This window comes from Sulfobacillus thermosulfidooxidans DSM 9293 (assembly GCF_900176145.1).
GTDB classification, from domain to species: domain Bacteria; phylum Bacillota; class Sulfobacillia; order Sulfobacillales; family Sulfobacillaceae; genus Sulfobacillus; species Sulfobacillus thermosulfidooxidans.
This window is the reverse complement of sequence record NZ_FWWY01000001.1, coordinates 2,477,814-2,496,639: the sequence shown is the minus strand read 5'-3', so window position 1 is coordinate 2,496,639 and position 18,826 is coordinate 2,477,814. Positions and strand designations below refer to the sequence as shown.

Genomic DNA, 18,826 nt, shown 5'->3' with positions numbered 1-18,826 from the left:
GCTTGCCTCAGCGACTGGGCAATGATTGTTACCCCCAGCGCTGAATGAGATCTTGAATTCTTACAACCAACTCCGTCAGATTTTCGTTTAGCCACTGACCATCACGTACCAAAGGTTTGCCCTGAATCACAACCTGGCGAATCGCTTGCGGCGTCATCGCATACACGATATTGGCCAAGAGGGTTTCGGAATTCCACGGCAACAGTGACAGATGATTGAGATCAATCCCCACAAAATCAGCCCATAAGCCGTCCGCAATTTGACCCGCGGGCAGCCCCAACATCTCAGCCCCCGCTTGTGTCCCCATGGTCCAAACGTCCTGGTGTGACACGCTGGTGGCATCGAGTGTCCCCACTTTTTGGAGCAACGCGGCCATCCGCATTTCCTCAAAAATACTGGCCCGGTTGTTACTGCATCCCCCATCCGTGCCGAGCCCCATGCGAACCCCCGCTTGCCGTAAGCGAGGAAGTGGGGTAATGCCATCTGCTAAAAACATGTTGCTGGAGGGACAATAGGCGAGATGAGCCTGGGCCGCCCCCAAGAGCTGGATATCCTCGCCATTCACCCACGTCAGGTGAATGGCGATAAGGTGATCGGTGATCATCCCCAGATCGGCCAGATGCTGCACGGGCGTTTTCCCGGTCCGGGCCAGACTTTCGTTGACTTCAAACGGCTCCTCGGCAATATGAATGTGATAGGGGGTCCCCAGACGCCGCGCCAAATCCACGCCAGCTTGGATCATCTCATCCGACGCGCCGTGCACACTGTGGGGGGCGGGATGGATGAAGACCGCGTGATCCGGAGCACAACGTGCCGCTAATTCTTCTGTCCGGTACACCGCGTCATCAGGAGTTTCCCGGTAGGCTTCCGGTGCCCCGTCCCAGTCATAGAAGGTCCGAGCCAGGACCAGACGAATGCCCACGTCTCGTGCGGCTTGAATCACCGCCCAGTCATTGTCGAGGCCGTGATTATGCACATAAAAGAAATCGACAACCGTGGTAATGCCGTTTAAGACCATTTCCGTAAACGCCAATTTGGCTCCTAAGTAAATCGCCTCTGCATTCAGATGTGGCGTAATGCGATATAAGGCCCTGTCCCGCCACACTAAAAACGGCTGATCCACCGCGATGCCGCGCAGTAAATGCTGAAAGGAGTGATTATGGGTGTTAATGGTGCCCGGCACCATGGCCTGTTGCGGCCAGCAGATCCAGCGCGCCTGAGGAAAAAGACGCCTCAAATCCTTCTCGGGTCCCACCCGAACAATGGTGCCCGTGTCGTCATCGACCACGACGCCATAATGCGCCACAAATTGATTATTCACCCACATCCAGGCCGGCTCATAAACGCTCAGCATCCCGTCACATCCTTTGAGAACAGCGGATATGCGTTCCTAGACGCAACAGCGTCCCACCGCATGAGCGCTCGCCGCACAATCTCGGCCGCGAGCATAATATCCTCGGTATTAGCCGACTCGTCGGGACAATGGCTGTAGCCATTACTACGCACAAACAGCATACCCGTCGGCACACGTTTGGCCAGATGGGCCGCATCATGCCCGGCCCAACTGACCATGGTGGGATGCGGCACACCCATCTCCTCGATCACGCCATGGAGTAAGGCTTGCACGGCCTCATCCATGGGACTCGGTGCCTGATCTAAGATGATTTCGCGGGTCAGGGACAAATGTAAACGCGAACCCAATGCCTGCAAACGCTGCCAAAAGGTGCTGGTGACCTCCGCCAAGATTTCGAGTTGAGGAGCACGCCATTCCACCATGAATTCGACCCGCGAGGGGACAATGTTGATCGAATTGGGAAACACGCGAACGTATCCGACGGTACCGACCGCACGATCGACGAATTGTTGGCTCAATTCTTGGAAGAGGACCATGGCTTGAGCAAATCCCTGCACCGCATCACGACGAGCGACATAGGGTGTCGTTCCCGCATGGTTTTGTTCTCCGGTCAACGTGATCAGCTGCCGCGTAATCCCGGTAATGGTGCTCACCACTCCCACGGGGAGTCCGGCTTCATGAAGTCTCGGTCCTTGTTCAATATGAGGCTCGAAGAAACCTTTTAAGTGTGGCATGTGAACCCCGGGATCATGGAGCGCAGGAGCCCCCGCTTGATGCAGCGCCTCTCGCACAGAATAGCCGGTCTCATCAGTGACCTCCAGGACCGTGTCCCACGACAGGATGCCTGTCAACAGGCGACTCCCTAACGTGGAGAGGCGAAAAGGATTGGGTTCTTCTCCGGTTAATGCTAACACGGCCAGGGTATGGTGGGGCCTGTATCCTTCTTCCTGCAATGTTTGCAGGGCTTCTAATCCCAGCAGGACTCCGAGGGCGCCATCATAGGCGCCGCCGTGCACCACCGTGTCCAAGTGGGAGCCTACGGCCACAATATCTAAAGACGCCCCTGGGAACAAAGCCCAGAGATTCCCTGCCGGATCGGTGCGGGTCACCAGTCCCGCCTTCTCCGCTTCCCCTAAAAACCATTGCCTAGCCGCCCGTTCCGCCGCACTGCCAAAGGGTCGGGTAATGCCTCCCGTGTCATCTCGTCCGATAGCGGCAAGGGCATCAAGCCGTCGTTGCAGTCGAGATGAGGCCAAAATATCTGGCATCAGGTCTCACTCCTTACTTTTTGTGTTCGTCCGCGACCAATAGACCTGCAAACGCTGATCCCGTTCTTCCAGTTGTTCCAGGCGTAAGCGCACCCCGGGCAGTTCTTGGGCCACTTGGCGGACCAGGTAGTTCATCACAAACATAGGCGCCACATAGGAATCAAATAACGAGGCGGTGGCCACCGGCACCACCAGTACGGGATCGGCAAAGGCCATCACAGGCGACATCCACCGGTCGGTGAACGCGGCCACAGTCAAGCCGTCGTGATGCGCCGCTTCGAGCCACTCCATCAAGGCCCGGGAATAGCGGGGAAACACCCAACCGACAATCACCGTGTCTTCCGGATTCCACCCAGCACAGTTATCCCATAAGGGAGTGCCCGGTGTGGCCACCTCGATGCCACTACGAATCTTGCCCAAACAATAGGCCGCATAGGGAATCAACGTACTCGAAATGCGGGCCCCAGCTAAAATGACGCGGGATTTGGTCGCCACCAAATTCACGAGCCGGGTCATCGGCTCACTGTCCAAGATTTCGGGTAGCGATTCCAAATTGGCCACTTCTTGCGCCAAGAGTGGGTCCGCATCGTCGGGAATACTGGGTCGTAAGTAAACGGTCCGTTCGGGGGCACGCCATTCTTCGCGCACAAACTCTTGCAGCGCATGCACGAACTCGCTGAAGCCCCCAAAGCCCATACTGTGGCAAAACCGAGTAATAGAGGCTTGGCTCACGCCGACGGCCTTGGCGAGGTCTCCTGAACTCATAAAGGACGCTTCGCGTAAATGGAGGGCCAAGTAATCGCCAATTTGCTGATGCGTCGTCGATTCACTCGACGCCGCCCGAATTCGGTCCATAAATCCTTCGATACTCTGTAAGGGTTTCATCGAATACATATCCTCATTCATCAATGCATAATGTGTGAATCAGATGTTCCACCAAATTGTAGCACAAAGGAAACATCTGAATCACCTCATTCCGTTCATTATTTTAGGCGAAACTGATTTATTCAGAAGCCGGTAAAATTATCTCCTATCTTTACATTTACGACATATATTTTGTTATATTTATTCGCATATTTTTGTGCTTAAGTCACAAATAACGAACAAACACGATAAACCTTACATTAATCTGTTGACAGCATCTCCCGATTGTTTTTACTGTAAACCTGTAAGTCTTCATTCTTCTTGTTGCCAAGATAAATGACTCCATTCATGCTGTGTTGGCTTAATCTATTGTTTCCGGCGCATGATTGTCATGACCAAACATTGTATTCATCCTCAAATCTCCATGGCGTTCGGTGGCTTCCATTCAAAACATCCATAATTTTGGCCCTCACCGAAAGATACCTTCTTTAGCACTTAAGGCAATCACTGATGACATGATAGGAGGAGAACAAAATGAGCGAGTTATCTGCGGTCGAAAAGGCGATTGAACGCCATAGTTACGATGTCATTCCCCTCACGGAACGGCACGGCACGCCCAAATGGTTGTTTTTCATGTGGTATGGTATTAATGCCCAAATTTTTGTTGTGGCCACAGGGGCTTTGGGCGTACTGATTGGACTGAATTTCTGGGGGACGGTACTGGCCATTGTCGTCGGCAATCTTGTTGGCAGCATTTTTATGGCGCTGCATTCCGCACAAGGACCCAAATTGGGCCTACCGCAGATGATTCAAAGCCGGGCGCAATTCGGTTTTTATGGATCCTTGTGGCCATTATTCATTGTGTGGGCCATGTATGTCATTTTTGCAGCGACCAATATTGTGATGGCTGGGCAAGCTTTTCAAGCTGTCTACCATGGCTCTGTCAATCTCTGGGCGGCTATCATGACGATCCCCATGATTCTCATCGCGATTTTTGGCTATGACTGGATTCATTATGGATTTCGCTATGCAACCTGGCTTTATTCCATCGTCTTTATTGTGCTCACCATTATGCTGCTGGTTCATGGTTTGCCCGCGCATGACCTCGCCCATGGGAAATTTACATGGGGCAACTTTTTCTTAGCACTATCCATTTACGCCACCTGGCAAATTTCTTATTCCCCCTACGTCTCTGATTACTCTCGGTACTTGAGTCCGAATCTTGCCACCCACACATTTTGGGCAACATTTTGGGGGACAAACATCGGGTCTATCTGGCTTATGATTTTAGGAGCCGCCTTAGCCGCTCTCAATCCCGCCGCTCAGACCCTTTCCGCCATTCAGGGTTTAGGCGGCCATAGCTGGGGGACCATTATTGCCTTATTACTCGGCATAGGGCAACTGATTCCCGGAGCCGTTAATATCTATGGCGGAGCCATTGTGACGCTTTCCGCTGGGAGCAATATTCGTCCCTTTGAATCCACGCGCATGTTACGAAGCATTGTCGCACTAGTAGTGGGCATACTTTCGGCCCTGATCGCAATTGCTGGTTCCGGTCATTTTATGACGAACGTGGAAAATTTCCTCCTATTCCTCATGTATTTCTTGATTCCCTGGACCGCCATCAACCTCACCGACTTCTACTGGATTCACCGAGGTAATTACAAAATTGCCGATTTGTTCAGTCCCAAGGGTGTATATGGTCGGTGGGGATGGCCTGCGCTTATCGTGTATACCGTGACCTTTCTCATCGAAGTCCCGTTTATGAACACGACCGTATACCAAGGCCCCATATCCAAAGCCCTCGGAGGGGCCGACATTTCCTGGATTATCGGTCTTATCGTTGCGGTACCCCTTTACTATTGGGCAGACCGGAAATGGGGTAAAAAAGATGCCATCAGCTCGGTTTTAACCGATAGAGAACCGCAAATCGTGGAATAGCTCTTTACAAGCTATGACATTATCCACTCTTATATTTTTACGAAGAAAGAAGGGAACGGGTTAATCCCGGATTTGTGTGATAACCATCAGGCATTGGAATAGACTGACGGACTCAGAACGCCAGAACCTTCTCATACGAGGAGAAATGCGTTATCCAGATATTCAAGCCACTGTGGAAAAGATTTTGCAAGAGGTCCAAGTGTATGGCGATGAGGCATTATGGCGTTTAGAAGAGGAACTCGACCATGTCGATCTCCACTCCTGTGGTCTTAAAGTCACCGAAGCTGAATTCGTCGCCGCAGAACAGCACTTACCAGATCATCTCAAAGCCGCGATAGATCGCAGTGTTGCCAACATCAAACACTTTCATCTCAAGCAGCTTCCCCAACAGGCATGGTCAACCGAGATTCTTCCTGGAGTTCACGTGGGCGAAATCACCCGCCCCATTGCCTCCGTTGGACTATATGTTCCGCGCGGGAAAGGCTCTTTCCCCTCAGTCATGGCGATGCTCGGCGTGCCCGCGGTCATTGCCGGAGTTCCCCAAATTATTGTGGCCTCCCCACCTGATTCCCAAGGAACCATTGATCCCGCTGTACTCTATGTGGCCAAGCAACTGGGCATTTCCCATGTCTTTCGTTTAGGCGGAGCGCAGGCCATCGCGGCGCTGGCCTTCGGGACAGCGTCTGTCCCCAAGGTTGCCAAAGTTTTAGGTCCTGGCAGTGCCTATGTTGCTGTAGCCAAACAACAATTAGCGGGCGTTATTGATATCGGATTGCAGTCAGGCCCCAGCGAAGCGCTCATCATTGCCGATAACCGGGCCGATCCCAAATGGGTCGCCCTCGACTGGATGAATGAAGCAGAACATGGACCCGACTCTACCGTTTTTCTCCTCACCCCCTCTGTGACCTTAGCCGAGCAGGTAGCCGGTTTCGTTGGGGAATATTGTAAACAATTGCCCAAACCCCGCCGTCAATTTGTTGAACAGGTGGCAGAACGAGCAGGCATTCTCATCACTCCAGATCTCTTTACAGCACTTGACTTTGCCAATGATTTCGCCACCGAACACCTCGTACTCCATGTTGCCGATCCGGATACCGTCCTCCCCCACATTCGTCATGCTGGCGAAATTCTTATTGGCCCTTTTACACCCATTGCAGCGGGCAATTTTATGGTCGGACCTAATGCGGTCTTGCCCACAGCGGGATTTGCCCGTAGTATGTCAGCACTTAGTGTTCGCGATTTCTTACATGTCACATCTGTACTCAAGCTTTCAAAAAGTGCTCTAAGTGAACTGGCTCCCGATATTGTCACGTTAGCGGAATATGAGGGTTTTCCCGCTCACGCCCTCTCGGTTACTGGCCGTGATTTGACCTTGTCTGGGGTCGAGCCAACAACCAATTCGGAACAAGAACTCGGTATATTCTGGCGAGAAAGTGCCAAAGACCGGGTCCGTGTCACAAGGCAAACACGGGAATCGGTCATTGACCTGCAACTATCCCGCGGTCCTCGAGATGAGGCGTTAAAGGAGCATCTGCAAACGGGGATCCAATTTCTGAATCACATGCTTGAAACGATTGCCTGGCGCGGGCAATTTAATCTGGCGGTTACGTATCATGCGTATGGCAATGGTTATCACTTAATGCATGTCATTGCTGAAGATGTTGGCCTGACTTTAGGCCTGGCCTTTCAGCGTATGGCCCAAGAACATTTGGTCTCGGGTATTGAAGGATCAGGGTTTGCCGTGGGGATTATCGATGAAGCCGAGTCCTTTGTGGCGCTTAGTCTCGAAGGGCGCCCCTTTTTGCAATGCGAATATGACCCTGCCGTACGTCAGCTCGAGCACGTTGAGGATATGCTCACCACAGACTTAGAGAATTTCTTGTCCGGTTTCGCTCAAGGTGCATTGGCTACGCTTCATGTCCTGGTCCGCCGGGGCCACGACCCCCACCACCTGTGGGAATCAGTTTTCCGGGCACTGGGAGAAGCCATGAATGCTTGCTTACGGCCTAATGCGTTCCGGCAAGGAACCACACCGGGCGTTAAAGGCATTTAAAGCCCATGGCACAATGCTTATGTGTTAACAAAAACCCCTATCACCTGATGGTTACCTTTCTGAGAACCTTTAGGGCTAAGGATGGTTGAACAGATCGGGGAAATTCCCTAACGACGGAACACGAAATTTCCCATACAGACTTAGTGAGGAGTGCGACACGCCGGGATGAAAGACGCAGTAGAGCAGATCATGTCTTTAAAGAGCCAAATCGCTCTGGTGACAGGAGGAAGTCAGGGCATTGGGGAAGAGACAGCTCGAATCTTAGCAGAATTAGGAGCAACCGTTGTCATTTGTTCCCGATCACCAGAGCATCTGAAGTCCGCTCAAAAACGCCTCGCGGATACAGGTCAGTATGTCCATACAGTTTTGTGTGACATGAAAAGCCCAAAACGCATTGCCCAAATGGTCCAAGAAATCGAAGAGCACACCGGTCCCATCAATATTTTGGTGAACAACGCGGGCATCGACATTCCAATGCCTGCCCTTGAAGTAACGGAAGATGCGTGGAATACCATCATGGACACGAACGTTAAAGGGGTTTTCTTTTGTGCCCAGCAAGTTGCCCGCTATATGAGTCGGCGTAATCACGGGGTAATTATCAATTTAGCGTCCGAACTGAGTTTTGTGGGAATGGTTCCCTATGCGGTTTATGCGATTAGCAAAGGTGCAGTCGTCCAGTTAACCAAAACGTTGGCCCTAGAGTGGGCCCCTTATCATATCCGTGTCAATGCGGTAGCCCCTACATTAGTCGCAACCCCAATGCTCGACACGCTGTTTAGTGATCCCAAGACCGCCGCAAGCCAATGGATTGATCATATTCCGCTTCGACGATTAGGCACAACCACAGATGTTGCGCAAGCCATCGCCTTTTTAGCGTCAGAGAAGGCTTCTTTTATTACCGGAACCATTCTTCCGGTCGATGGCGGTCGACTATGCCACTAACAGAGAAGATCCCTAGGACCTGTACTCATTACGGAATCAGCGTCAACCCTCAGGAAGGAGATGTGTTATGGTTTTAACCGAAGAAGAAACCGCCATGCTTGAAGGGGAATACGGCGAAGGAACGGCCTTAGCCATGCGCATACAAGTCGGCATTGGTGAAGCATTTGACGCCCAGCGGATGGTTCCCATTTCTAGAGCTCATGTCGCGCTTAGTAATCAAGAAGCTGATCTGTGGTTTGTGGAAAAACTTCTCCATCTTGGGGCCTCATGCCGTGTTCCTCCAACCGTCAATCCCGGCTTTGATCTATCCTACTTTTCCACTGTGACCACGGTGAAATCCGAGGACTTGGAGCAAATGGCGCAAACAGCTCAAGCTTACCGGAACATTGGAGCCATTTTAAATTACAGCTGTACGCCTTATCTATTTGACAATATTCCTCGTTTGCATGAAATCGTCGCGTTTTCGGAAAGCAGTGCCACTCCCTATGTGAATGCGGTCTACTATGGGGCCAGGACGAACCGTGAATCGGCTCAAAGTGCTTTGTGTGCGGCGATTACCGGACGTGTTCCGGAATACGGGTTATTGTTGCCTGAATCCCGATACGGAACGATCTTGGTCCAAATCGAGGCTTCATTGCGGTCGGATTTCGACTACCAACTCCTTGGCTATGCGATTCCTAAAAAGATTCATGGCGAGATCCCCGTCTTTATCGGTATCCCAGAAAACGTCACCCCTGAAGCCCTCATGAACCTCGGGGCCGAACTTAACACCGCCGGCGCTGTTCCCATGTACCACATTTTGGGCGTCACTCCCGAAGCCCAGAGTCTTGATCAAGCGACAGGATATCGAAAGGATCTGAACACAGTCGTGATTACGGACAAGGATTTAGAACGTGTCCATGATCAAATTTCCAAGAAAACGGGTCCTATTGACTTTGTGATGCTGGGGTGTCCGCATCTTACGCTCAAACAAATTCAAAACATCGCCCAGATGGTGCATGGACACAAACTACGTACGGAACTGTGGCTCAATACATCGGCTCATACCCGTCTGTTGGCCGAAAGGCTCGGTATCGCCCAAATTATCGAAGAAGCTGGTGGCCACATTCTCCAAGACTCCTGTGTCGACCAGCCAATATGGGCTCATCTTGCCGGAAAAACGGGTGCCACCGACTCGCCTAAATGTGCCTATTACACGACAAGGCGTTCCATGGATTTCGTCATTCGTAGCATCGAGGACTGTGTAACGGCAGCGATAAAGGGGGAAATTTCATCGTGAATTCTATGCACTACTCAGACGCGTTTCATTGCCATAAAATATCGGGAGGAATGGTCGAGGCTCCTTGTATTATCTCTCCCGACGATATCTGTTTTTACCTCTGTGATCCCAAAACCGGCATAGTGCTGGAAGACGGTCATGCCTTAAAAGGCCAGAGTCTCGCTCATAAAATCGTCATTTTCCCCAGTGGCAAGGGTAGCTCGGTGGTTCAAACCGACGGTCTCTATCAATTAGCTATGAACGGCAATGCTCCCAAAGCCATTGTCGTCCAATACCCGGATACTGTGCTTGTGGCCAGTTGCATTATTCTAGATATTCCGATGGTTGACCGCGTAGATCCCGCCTTTTATAACCAGATCGATTCAGGCGTGATGCTTCATCTCGATGCCGACGGGGAACTCATCCGCGTGATGCCAACGTGAAAATTTCCACGCCATGTCTCTGTGCCGAACAAAAGCATAAAATCATCCAAGCGCTCCGGCCTATTGTCGGCCAAGATGCCATCATTTCTCGTTCAGACGCACTAGCCGCCTACGGGTATGATGCGACGGGACAGTTGGGATATCCGGAAATGGTCGTCTTTCCCCCGTCAATCGATTCCCTGCGCCAGGTTCTCGAAATTCTCGAATCGTTTCCGCACATTCCTATTGTCGTCCGGGGTTCGGGGACGAATTTGTGCGGCGGCACAGTTCCTACAATGGGCGGTATTGTCATTGCCCTGGTCCGCCTTCAGAGTTGGATGCATCACGATCTTATCAACCGCTATATTGTCGTCGAATCCGGTGTGTTAACCGCGTCAATAAACCAGCGACTCAATCCTTTCGGATATCATTATGGACCAGATCCGGGCAGTTATCACATTTCCACAATTGGCGGCAATGTTGGCGAAAATGCAGGAGGTATTCATGGCGTGTCCTATGGTGTGACCACTCAACATGTCCTGCAAATGCATGTCTATATCGGGGATAAAGGGCTTTTGACGCCCACCATTCACGACTACCGGACCACCCTTGATATGACAGGGTTACTTGTTGGATCAGAAGGCACATTGGCTATAGTCGATACCGTTGTTTTAAATATTCTGCCGAAATGGCCCCACGTGGCCACGATGCTCATCACGTTTTCAAGCCTACCCGAGGCAGCCGATATGGCTATGGCCATTTTACGTGCCCCTCTTTCCCTAAGCGCCTTAGAACTTTTGGACCAGGCGTCTTTGAAGGTGATTCAACCCCTCATGCCCGACATGGATTTCGGGGATGCTCGAGCGGCATTATTGATCGACATTCACACATCGCCAAATCGCGTGCTTCAAGAGTCAACAACCCTAAAAGAGCTCGCGATAAGTCATAGGGCTCTAAAGGTTCACATGGCCGAAACAACTATCCAATCCGATTCTTGGTGGAAAGGACGGCGGGCGCAATATGGGGCAGCAGCACGCCTGGCTCCTAGATTATGGGTCCAAGACGTGACAGTACCTCTATCGCAACTCCAATCCCTTTTACAACGTCTTGAGCAAATTCAATCGCACTATGCCATGCCCATCATTACCGTTGCTCATGCGGGCGATGGGAATCTTCATCCTGATATTCCTTATCACCCCAGATCCCCCAAAGAATTCGCCAATGCACAGGCCATGGTCGGCGAAATTCTCCAAGAAGCCGTGGCTTTAGGCGGAACAATATCAGGCGAGCATGGCATTGGCCAAGAAAAACTACCCTATTTGGGACTCATGTATGGGGCTGAGGAACAACACATTTTTACAGCCATTAAACAATGTTTTGACCCACGCTGCCGTTTAAATCCCGGTATTGCCATTGATATGACGGCCCATCAAGATCAGCACCACTCGCATGGGAGTTCTCCCGCTTCCTTTGCATCCCTATTGTCTCCTATCCCTTGGCAGCCGACGGATCTTCACGAACTGCGTGAGATCATTCAACACGCGTGCCGTAGGCATCTCACGTTAACTGTTCAAGGCATGGGATACTGGCAGAATATCTTGCATCCTGAAGAACAGATGGTTCAATCCTTATCTCTTCGCGCCTTTGATTCCATTCATGAATTTGATCCCGCTAGCTTGTCTATCACAGTTGGTGCGGGAATCCGAAATGATGAGCTGACCAAGTTTCTCGCCTCTTATCATCTTGCGCATCCATTGCTGAATGCTAATCCTCACGGCACGCTTGGAGGCCTAATCAGCCGCCATGCCAGGTCATGGCATCATAGTTATCAATTTGGATGGCGCGAAAGTCTCTTGGCAGTATCGGTTATGGATGGACAGGGTCGACATCTCAAATTCGGTAGTAAAGCGGTCAAGGATGTTGCCGGCTATGATGTCAAAAAATTGTTCATCGGCTCTTGGGGAGCTTTGGGCCTTATCACATCGGTCACCTTAAGGTGTGAGGTCATGCCCCACATCATTTTCTTGGGCATCTTTCGGGCCAAATCCCTTGAGCCATTATTAAATCTCGCCATCGAGTTCGGTTCTCACGCGTACCGGCCTGAAGCAATCTTTTTAAAACGCTGGTCCCTTACCGATCCCGAACTGGTAATCCGTGTCTTGGGTCCTCACTACGCTGAAATGATGAGATGGGCTGAACATCTTGCCCTCTCCTATCAAGCCGAGTTGACATGGCAACAATCTGGTTCACAAGATGACTTTGATATAGAGCGAGAGTCTATTATTCATCAAGCATGGCAACAATATGTCTCCTGCTATGAAGGCGGGGTCTGGCCCACTGATCTGCTCAATCTTATACCGGTGTTAGTCGATCATCTATTTACCTTGTTCCCCGCATCGGGGGCATATGAAATTTATGGCCAACTTCCTTGTCCCAAGATGCTACCAGGTCTTCACCGGGTATGGCATCCCAACGAGAAATGGAGCCTCCCCTATCCCACTTGGCAGCCCTATGTCCGGGGCCTTAAACAAATCTTTGATCCCGAACAGATCTTGACAGTTCCATGGACCTTAAGCCTATAGAATCTGGCAGAATATTGCCGAGAACCTGAACCAGACAGGAGCTGAATCATAATGTATCATCTCATTATTCACGGAACCATTTATCCGGTCACCACGCCCCAGGCGCCCAGACGGGGCGTAGAACTCGGCAATCAAGCTATTGTGCATGACGGGGCGATTGTCATCAAAGACGGTCTTATTAAGGCACTCGGACCCACAGAGGATGTTCTACAAGCTTATCCCAATCCAGAACAGGTTGTGGATGCGCAAGGCCGTATTGTCATTCCGGGTTTTGTAGACTGCCATACTCACTTACCCTTTGCGGGTTGGCGAGCCGATGAATACCGAAGTCGTCTTTTGGGCCAATCCTATCAAGACCTGGGCCGTGGTAAAGGCGGCATTGCCCGGTCGAGTCGCCAACTTGATACCCAAAGCGATGAGGAGATCCTCACCTTTACGGAATCGTTAGCACGCGAGATGTTATCCACTGGGACGACCGCGTTTGAAATGAAGAGTGGCTATGGACTTAGTGTCGAAGGAGAACTACGTCAACTCGCACTCATTCACCGTCTAAAACATCGCCTCGATCAGCGCATTACCGCCACAGGGTTGTTTCTTCACGCGATCCCGCCAGGATATACTCCAGATAACTGGGTCGATGTCGTCATTCATGAGCTTCTGCCGGCAGCATACGAGAGACAACTCCTTGATGCTGTCGATGTGTTTATTGAGTCGACAGCTTTTACGCCAGAGCAAGCACAGAGATTTTTACAAGCGGCGCAACGTCTCAATTTAATTCTTCGGGTACATAGTGATCAATTTTCTCAGATGGGAGGAACCGCCTTGGCTCTGGTGCTCGGTGCCCGCGGCATTGATCATTTGGATCATATTAGTTCCGAAGATGTCGTATCCTTTGGTCATTCGCATTCCGTAGCCGTACTCTTGCCAGCTGCCACCTATAGTATGAATCACAAACCCTATCCTCCAGCTCGGGCGCTCATCGATCACAATGCGGCAATTGCTATCGCCTCAGATTTTAATCCCGGAACAGCACCGATTTCTCATATGCCGCTCATTATCTCATTAGCGGTGCATCTTTTTGGTCTCACACCTGAAGAAGCCCTAAGTGCCGTCACAATTAACCCGGCATATGTGTTAGGGATAGAACGAGAAGTCGGATCGCTCGAAGTCGGAAAACGTGCCGACATTCTAATTCTAGACACCGATCAATTAGAAAGCATTCCATATCGAGCAGGGCATAATCCAATTTATCAGGGATTTGTTAATGGAAATCTAATTCGATTGTAATAAATCGTGACGCGGCCACGACATTAAAAGAGGCAGCTTCGCCGATAGTTTTATCAGTGTACTATAAAAGAGAGAACCATGTCCGATCATAATTCATCCCAATGAATTTAAGCACAATCCTTTGTTCCCAAAAGTTGGTCTCAAATCATCCTTATTGGGAAAATTACGGGCCTCGGCGTCACCTGAATTCTTAATGCCAACTGATTATCGCGATAATGTTGTCCTTAACCCCAAGTTCCGTCCCGCGGAGATTTACCGGATGTGAGAGACCCAACGACGGCAACTTAAAAACTGTGATTACATACGACGATGATATTTTTGGAACCGTTCGGATTATGGTCAAAGCCCATGTCTGCCTGTTTAAAGAACAAGGTCCGGCCAACACACTCTCAGACATAACGCCAGGAGACTGCTAGTTTAGAGTCTGGTCACTAATGCCGATGGCTTTATCCGTTGTCACGTTGTCGGTGCACAATCTTACGATTGTTCTTTGAAACGGACCTCGTTCTAGAAATACTCGGAGGAATTGAAGTTTGTTAACCCCTACATTAACTTATCCTTGTACAGTCATGACTATTTCTCGAAATATGGCATCATCCGAATACCTAGCTGGAGAACAAATTGTTCTTCGGGATCGTCCAACCGAACTCCCAAGATTTCTTGAATTCGCGCAAGGCGATAGAGAACCGTATTATAGTGCGTATATAATTGTGTTGCCGTGTCTTTAACCCGCCGGCATTCCAAGTACGTTTTCAACGTCAACAACAAATCCGTATTATTTTGCCTATCATACTGCAATAAAGGTTCAAAGAGGCTACGACAAAAAGCTGCTGCTTTAGGGTTTTTTCCCAACTCATGAAGTAATAACTCGGCTCCAAGCTGATCATATCCAAGAAATCCAGAGCCTTGTTTTTCAGTCGCTATGGTTCTACTAACTCGAGCCTCATTAATGGCTGTGTGAACGTGTTGCCAATCTGTATGTTCAGCGCTTAATCCTCCCACAAATGAAACATCTAACGCATCGAGGATGCCGCCAATCCGGGAAGTTACAATGTCTGAGCGTTCAATAATGAGAATATCATCGCCCACTAAAGTTCCTCGAGCGGCTAGTGAAGGTTCCATTTCCACAAGTTGGGACCACACTTCCCACAATGCTTTATTGATAGAAACAATCGATAAGATGCGGAATTGCGAAGGCAAATGAATTCCTAATCGTCTAGACCATGACTCAATTTCGTGATTATCATAATGATGACCGTGAAACCAATCGCGAAAAAACATATCGCGGTATTTTTGTTCAACAGATAAGGTAATTTCTTGGTGTACGAGAAGTACCGATAAGATATTTCGAATAATATAAATATCTCCTTGATGGCTCGGCTGGTTATCTGACGTTGGACCAACGGCCAATAACATCGTTGATCCTGTAGTGTGTTCTGGCATCGTCATAATCTTCACGGTACCGCCCGCTTTTTCGGGCATGGGGTTTCCTAGTCGCCATTGTGATAGAAAAGAGTCATCAAACCCTTCATTTGCTAAGATTTGTCCACGCGATGAAAGAACCGCTAACGGCCGATTAAAATGTCGCCCTATTTCATGCACCACAGCGGTTAACCCATGATCCAGGCCTAATCGCATTAAGCTCATCAAATGATAATCAGATGTCGTCCGTTCATTAAGAATGTACTCAACAATTTCGAATACAGCCCGAGAAAAAATCACATGCTCTGGCAACCACACAATTGGCAGATGATATTTTTGTGCTGCCTGTAGCAATTCAATTGGGATCTCTTCGACAAATCGGCCTGGTTTAAACGCCAAGGTCGCTACACCAATGTCGGCCAATTGTCTGACTAAGTCGCCCCATATGTGGGGTTGATCCCGGAAAATAAAGCCCGTGGTAATCAAAAAATCTCCGGGCTGAGCCCACATCGCAATATCAGGCACCGCCATGACATTGGCACTCAATACTTGCTTAGATTGACCATTACCTCCTACAGCGATTGTTGCCCCATCCAGACTAGGAAGACTTAATAAGTCAACCACAGACGCCATATCACAATTCCCCCGGAATCTTTTCTAACATTTTTACCTATATTAGAACACACATTCTATTGTAGTCTAACCATAAATGTAAGACCTTGTATTTAATTAATTCACACAATGACAATTTTATATGATTTCATGTAAGGTTTATGTGGAGGTGAATGACATGGTCAAGGAAGAGCATTCTTTTCTTGAGAACGAGTTTGAACATCAACCTGTTCCAGAACAACGACGTAAATCGCTGTTATCGGTTTCGTTAGTGTGGATCGGATTTCCCATGGTTATTACTGGCGCCTTGGTAGGCGGAAGTATTGTCAGTGCTCTAGGATTTCGTACCGGAATTCTAGCCATGCTACTTGGCAATTTGATCCTATTCGCTTATGTCGGCATGCAAAGTTCTATTGCAGCTAAAACTGGTATGTCTTTTGCGCTAGTGGCCACTCGCGTGTTTGGTCCTAAAGGTTACCGCGTAACATCCGGTTTATTATCGACCATTGTCATTGGCTGGTTCGCCGTGCAAACTGGATTAACCGGCGCCAGCTTACACAGTTCACTGGGGACCAGCGTCTTTTGGATAGATATTCTCGCGGGCATTCTTTTCATGGGCATTACGATTATTGGTGTTCGCGCTCTTTCGGTCATCGGTGCCCTATCTGTTCCCTTCTTCCTGATTTTAGGACTCTATGCGGTGAATATTGCGCTTACCCACACTACGTGGTCCCAAATTTTTCAATTCGCTGGCCATCCCGCTAACGGCATAAGTTTTGGACTTGCAGTGACAATGGTCATTGCGCTATTTATTGATTCCGGCACTATGACACCGGATTTTACTCGGTGGGCTAAGTCTCCTCGAGATGCGGTGATTGCAACATTTACAGCTTTTCCATTTGCTAATTTCATGTCCATGTTTTTTGGAGCGGTGGTCACCGCCGCCGGAGCCTCTTCCAATGGCGACTTTTCTGCGATTATCGCGCGCTTGGGACCGGTAGGAGGTCTGATTGCTGCGGCATTCTTGTTTGTCAATTCTGGCTCTGTGTGTTCCCATTGTTTGTACAACGCCGCAGTCGGGTGGTCTCAGATCCTAGGAAAAAAACTACGCTGGATGGCTTTCGTATTAGGAATAGTTGGCATTTCTGCGGCTGCCGCAGGAATGTGGAATTTGCTCGCGACTTGGCTCTCTTTCTTAGGCGTTATTGTTCCGGGCATTGGAGGAACAATTATTGGGCATTTTACTATGTTTAAGAACTCGGACGTTACCGTCCCTAAAATCGCTTTTGCTAGCTGGGGCGCTGGGGCAGCATCATCATTATTGGCCCATATCGTTGCGCCAGGCTTATCAGACGCTGTGATTGGAATGGTTGTAGCCTTTGGAGTTTACGTTCTCGTCGCTCCGCAATTTGCAGCGTCCAGAGCCATTGCGCCTCGTATGACGATTGAGGAGGATTTGTCATGACCAAACCAACACAGTTAGTGTATTCAGACCCTTATTCGTGGCCATTTGATGCATCCTTGCAACCTACCAATACAGCATTGTTAATTATTGATATGCAAAGAGACTTTTGTGGTAAGGGCGGATATATCGATATGATGGGTTACGATATCAGTTTGACCGCCCGTGCCATTGACCCGATCCGGCGTGTTCTTACCGTTGCCAGAAAAATACCAGGGTTTACAGTGATTCACACACGTGAAGGCCATCGACCAGATCTCTCGGATTTGCCCGCTAATAAATTATGGCGAAGTAGAAAAATGTCAGCCGGTATTGGAGATCCAGGACCCCTAGGACGCATATTAGTTCGCGGAGAACCAGGATGGGACATTATTCCCGAACTTTATCCTGAGCCGGGTGAAATGATTGTCGATAAACCGGGAAAGGGAGCCTTTTTTGCGACAGATCTAGATTTGATTTTGAAACTTCGGGGAATCAAGAATCTAATCATTACCGGAATCACGACGGATGTCTGTGTTCACACGACAATGCGTGAGGCGAACGACCGCGGATACGAATGCGTACTATTGGAAGATTGTACGGGAGCTACTGAACTTAATAATCACATGGCTGCCATTAACATGGTGCGCATGCAAGGCGGTATCTTTGGGGCAGTGAGTAATTCCGAGGCGGTGATTGAAACGTTAAAAGAGCTTGTTCCAACGAGTACAAGACAGCAAGAAGCTGGATAGATGTGCAACGACGTCATATAAAGTACCGGAGCAATTTCTCCGGTACTTTCATTTTTCCTACATATTGGTAATTGAATGGTACATTGTGACAACCTCAAAATCTTGTCGCAACAATATACATTAGACAAGCTGCTCACATTGCATATCCCGGCTAATTAGGAATTCACAATTGCTAACGATATTTGCACTATGTCACTAGAGTCATTAATCCTTCAATAGCCCAAATGTTATAAAATTGTTCAATGAAAAGTTCCAAATAAATGCAACACCGAGACCAATCAACATACCTAAAGGAACGCTCCAATGGCACATTCCTACGAATATGTATAGACTTAATTCATTTATTCCAAGACCAATACCCGCTATAAGAGCGAATATCCAAAATTGACGAACGATTCGAGGATATCGATTTCTAAAAGTCCATTGTCGACTTAGGGGGTAATTAACGATTATTCCAACAATAAATCCGAGAGCCTGACTTACAATAAAATTAATTGACAGAAAATGAAACAACAGCACACTACTTGTCCAAGCACATGCTGCTGATATTGCCCCGGTAACGCTGTATTTCCATAATCTTTTCGTAATCTGAGAATTAACATGGATGCTATATTTAGTCATTAAGCTG

The 18,826-nt window shown here is 49.2% G+C and carries 14 protein-coding genes; 9 read left to right on the top strand and 5 right to left on the bottom strand.

Going from position 1 to position 18,826, the window contains the following annotated elements:
* Positions 1 to 28: 28 nt before the first annotated feature.
* The 3 genes from B8987_RS12435 to B8987_RS12425 are packed head-to-tail and all read right to left on the bottom strand — an operon-like array spanning position 29 to position 3,507.
* Positions 29 to 1,354, bottom strand: a complete 1,326-nt coding sequence (locus B8987_RS12435) for an amidohydrolase family protein (RefSeq protein ID WP_084661658.1) — start codon at positions 1,352 to 1,354, stop codon at positions 29 to 31.
* Complete coding sequence (locus B8987_RS12430) at positions 1,348 to 2,622, bottom strand: Zn-dependent hydrolase (RefSeq protein ID WP_020373594.1); 1,275 nt, start codon at positions 2,620 to 2,622, stop codon at positions 1,348 to 1,350. The genes B8987_RS12435 and B8987_RS12430 overlap by 7 nt, the downstream gene beginning before the upstream one ends.
* Before the next feature lie 6 nt (positions 2,623 to 2,628).
* Complete coding sequence (locus B8987_RS12425; RefSeq protein WP_020373593.1) at positions 2,629 to 3,507, bottom strand: MurR/RpiR family transcriptional regulator; 879 nt, start codon at positions 3,505 to 3,507, stop codon at positions 2,629 to 2,631.
* A gap of 513 nt (positions 3,508 to 4,020) precedes the next feature.
* Here B8987_RS12425 and B8987_RS12420 point away from each other — a divergent pair.
* The 7 genes from B8987_RS12420 to hutI all read left to right on the top strand — a co-directional run bounded on the left by B8987_RS12420 (position 4,021) and on the right by hutI (position 13,971).
* A complete protein-coding gene (locus B8987_RS12420) occupies positions 4,021 to 5,427 on the top strand; it encodes a purine-cytosine permease family protein (protein ID WP_020373592.1) in 1,407 nt (468 codons plus the stop codon).
* A 145-nt stretch (positions 5,428 to 5,572) separates the two neighbouring features.
* On the top strand, positions 5,573 to 7,480 hold the full coding sequence (hisD, locus tag B8987_RS12415) for a histidinol dehydrogenase (protein ID WP_020373591.1): 1,908 nt from the start codon (positions 5,573 to 5,575) through the stop codon (positions 7,478 to 7,480).
* Between the two features lie 165 nt (positions 7,481 to 7,645).
* On the top strand, positions 7,646 to 8,422 hold the full coding sequence (locus B8987_RS12410) for an SDR family NAD(P)-dependent oxidoreductase (RefSeq protein WP_020373590.1): 777 nt from the start codon (positions 7,646 to 7,648) through the stop codon (positions 8,420 to 8,422).
* Between the two features lie 67 nt (positions 8,423 to 8,489).
* Positions 8,490 to 9,701 (top strand): aconitase X catalytic domain-containing protein, encoded by a 1,212-nt coding sequence (locus B8987_RS12405; RefSeq protein ID WP_020373589.1) that lies wholly within the window; start codon positions 8,490 to 8,492, stop codon positions 9,699 to 9,701.
* Positions 9,702 to 9,706: 5 nt separating this feature from the next.
* Positions 9,707 to 10,123 carry an aconitase X swivel domain-containing protein gene (locus tag B8987_RS12400; RefSeq protein WP_040767037.1) on the top strand — a complete coding sequence of 139 codons (417 nt, stop codon included), beginning with the start codon at positions 9,707 to 9,709 and terminating at the stop codon, positions 10,121 to 10,123.
* On the top strand, positions 10,120 to 12,684 hold the full coding sequence (locus B8987_RS12395; protein WP_084661657.1) for an FAD-binding oxidoreductase: 2,565 nt from the start codon (positions 10,120 to 10,122) through the stop codon (positions 12,682 to 12,684). Before B8987_RS12400 ends, B8987_RS12395 begins: the two co-directional genes overlap by 4 nt.
* Before the next feature lie 51 nt (positions 12,685 to 12,735).
* Entirely contained in the window at positions 12,736 to 13,971 is a 1,236-nt protein-coding gene (hutI, locus tag B8987_RS12390; protein WP_020373586.1) for an imidazolonepropionase, read from the top strand.
* 573 nt (positions 13,972 to 14,544) lie between these two features.
* On the opposite strand, the gene B8987_RS12385 is transcribed toward hutI, so the two are convergent.
* Complete coding sequence (locus B8987_RS12385) at positions 14,545 to 16,026, bottom strand: PucR family transcriptional regulator (protein WP_020373585.1); 1,482 nt, start codon at positions 16,024 to 16,026, stop codon at positions 14,545 to 14,547.
* A 157-nt stretch (positions 16,027 to 16,183) separates the two neighbouring features.
* Here B8987_RS12385 and B8987_RS12380 point away from each other — a divergent pair, with 157 nt between their 5' ends.
* Both B8987_RS12380 and biuH read left to right on the top strand, forming a co-directional pair.
* Positions 16,184 to 17,470 (top strand): cytosine permease, encoded by a 1,287-nt coding sequence (locus tag B8987_RS12380; protein ID WP_084661656.1) that lies wholly within the window; start codon positions 16,184 to 16,186, stop codon positions 17,468 to 17,470.
* The gene (gene biuH, locus B8987_RS12375; RefSeq protein ID WP_020373582.1) at positions 17,467 to 18,198 is read left to right on the top strand and encodes a biuret amidohydrolase; all 732 of its coding nucleotides are present in this window, start codon (positions 17,467 to 17,469) and stop codon (positions 18,196 to 18,198) included. Before B8987_RS12380 ends, biuH begins: the two co-directional genes overlap by 4 nt.
* A gap of 204 nt (positions 18,199 to 18,402) precedes the next feature.
* On the opposite strand, the gene B8987_RS20255 is transcribed toward biuH, so the two are convergent.
* Complete coding sequence (locus B8987_RS20255) at positions 18,403 to 18,819, bottom strand: GtrA family protein (protein WP_157782315.1); 417 nt, start codon at positions 18,817 to 18,819, stop codon at positions 18,403 to 18,405.
* Positions 18,820 to 18,826 lie beyond the last annotated feature (7 nt).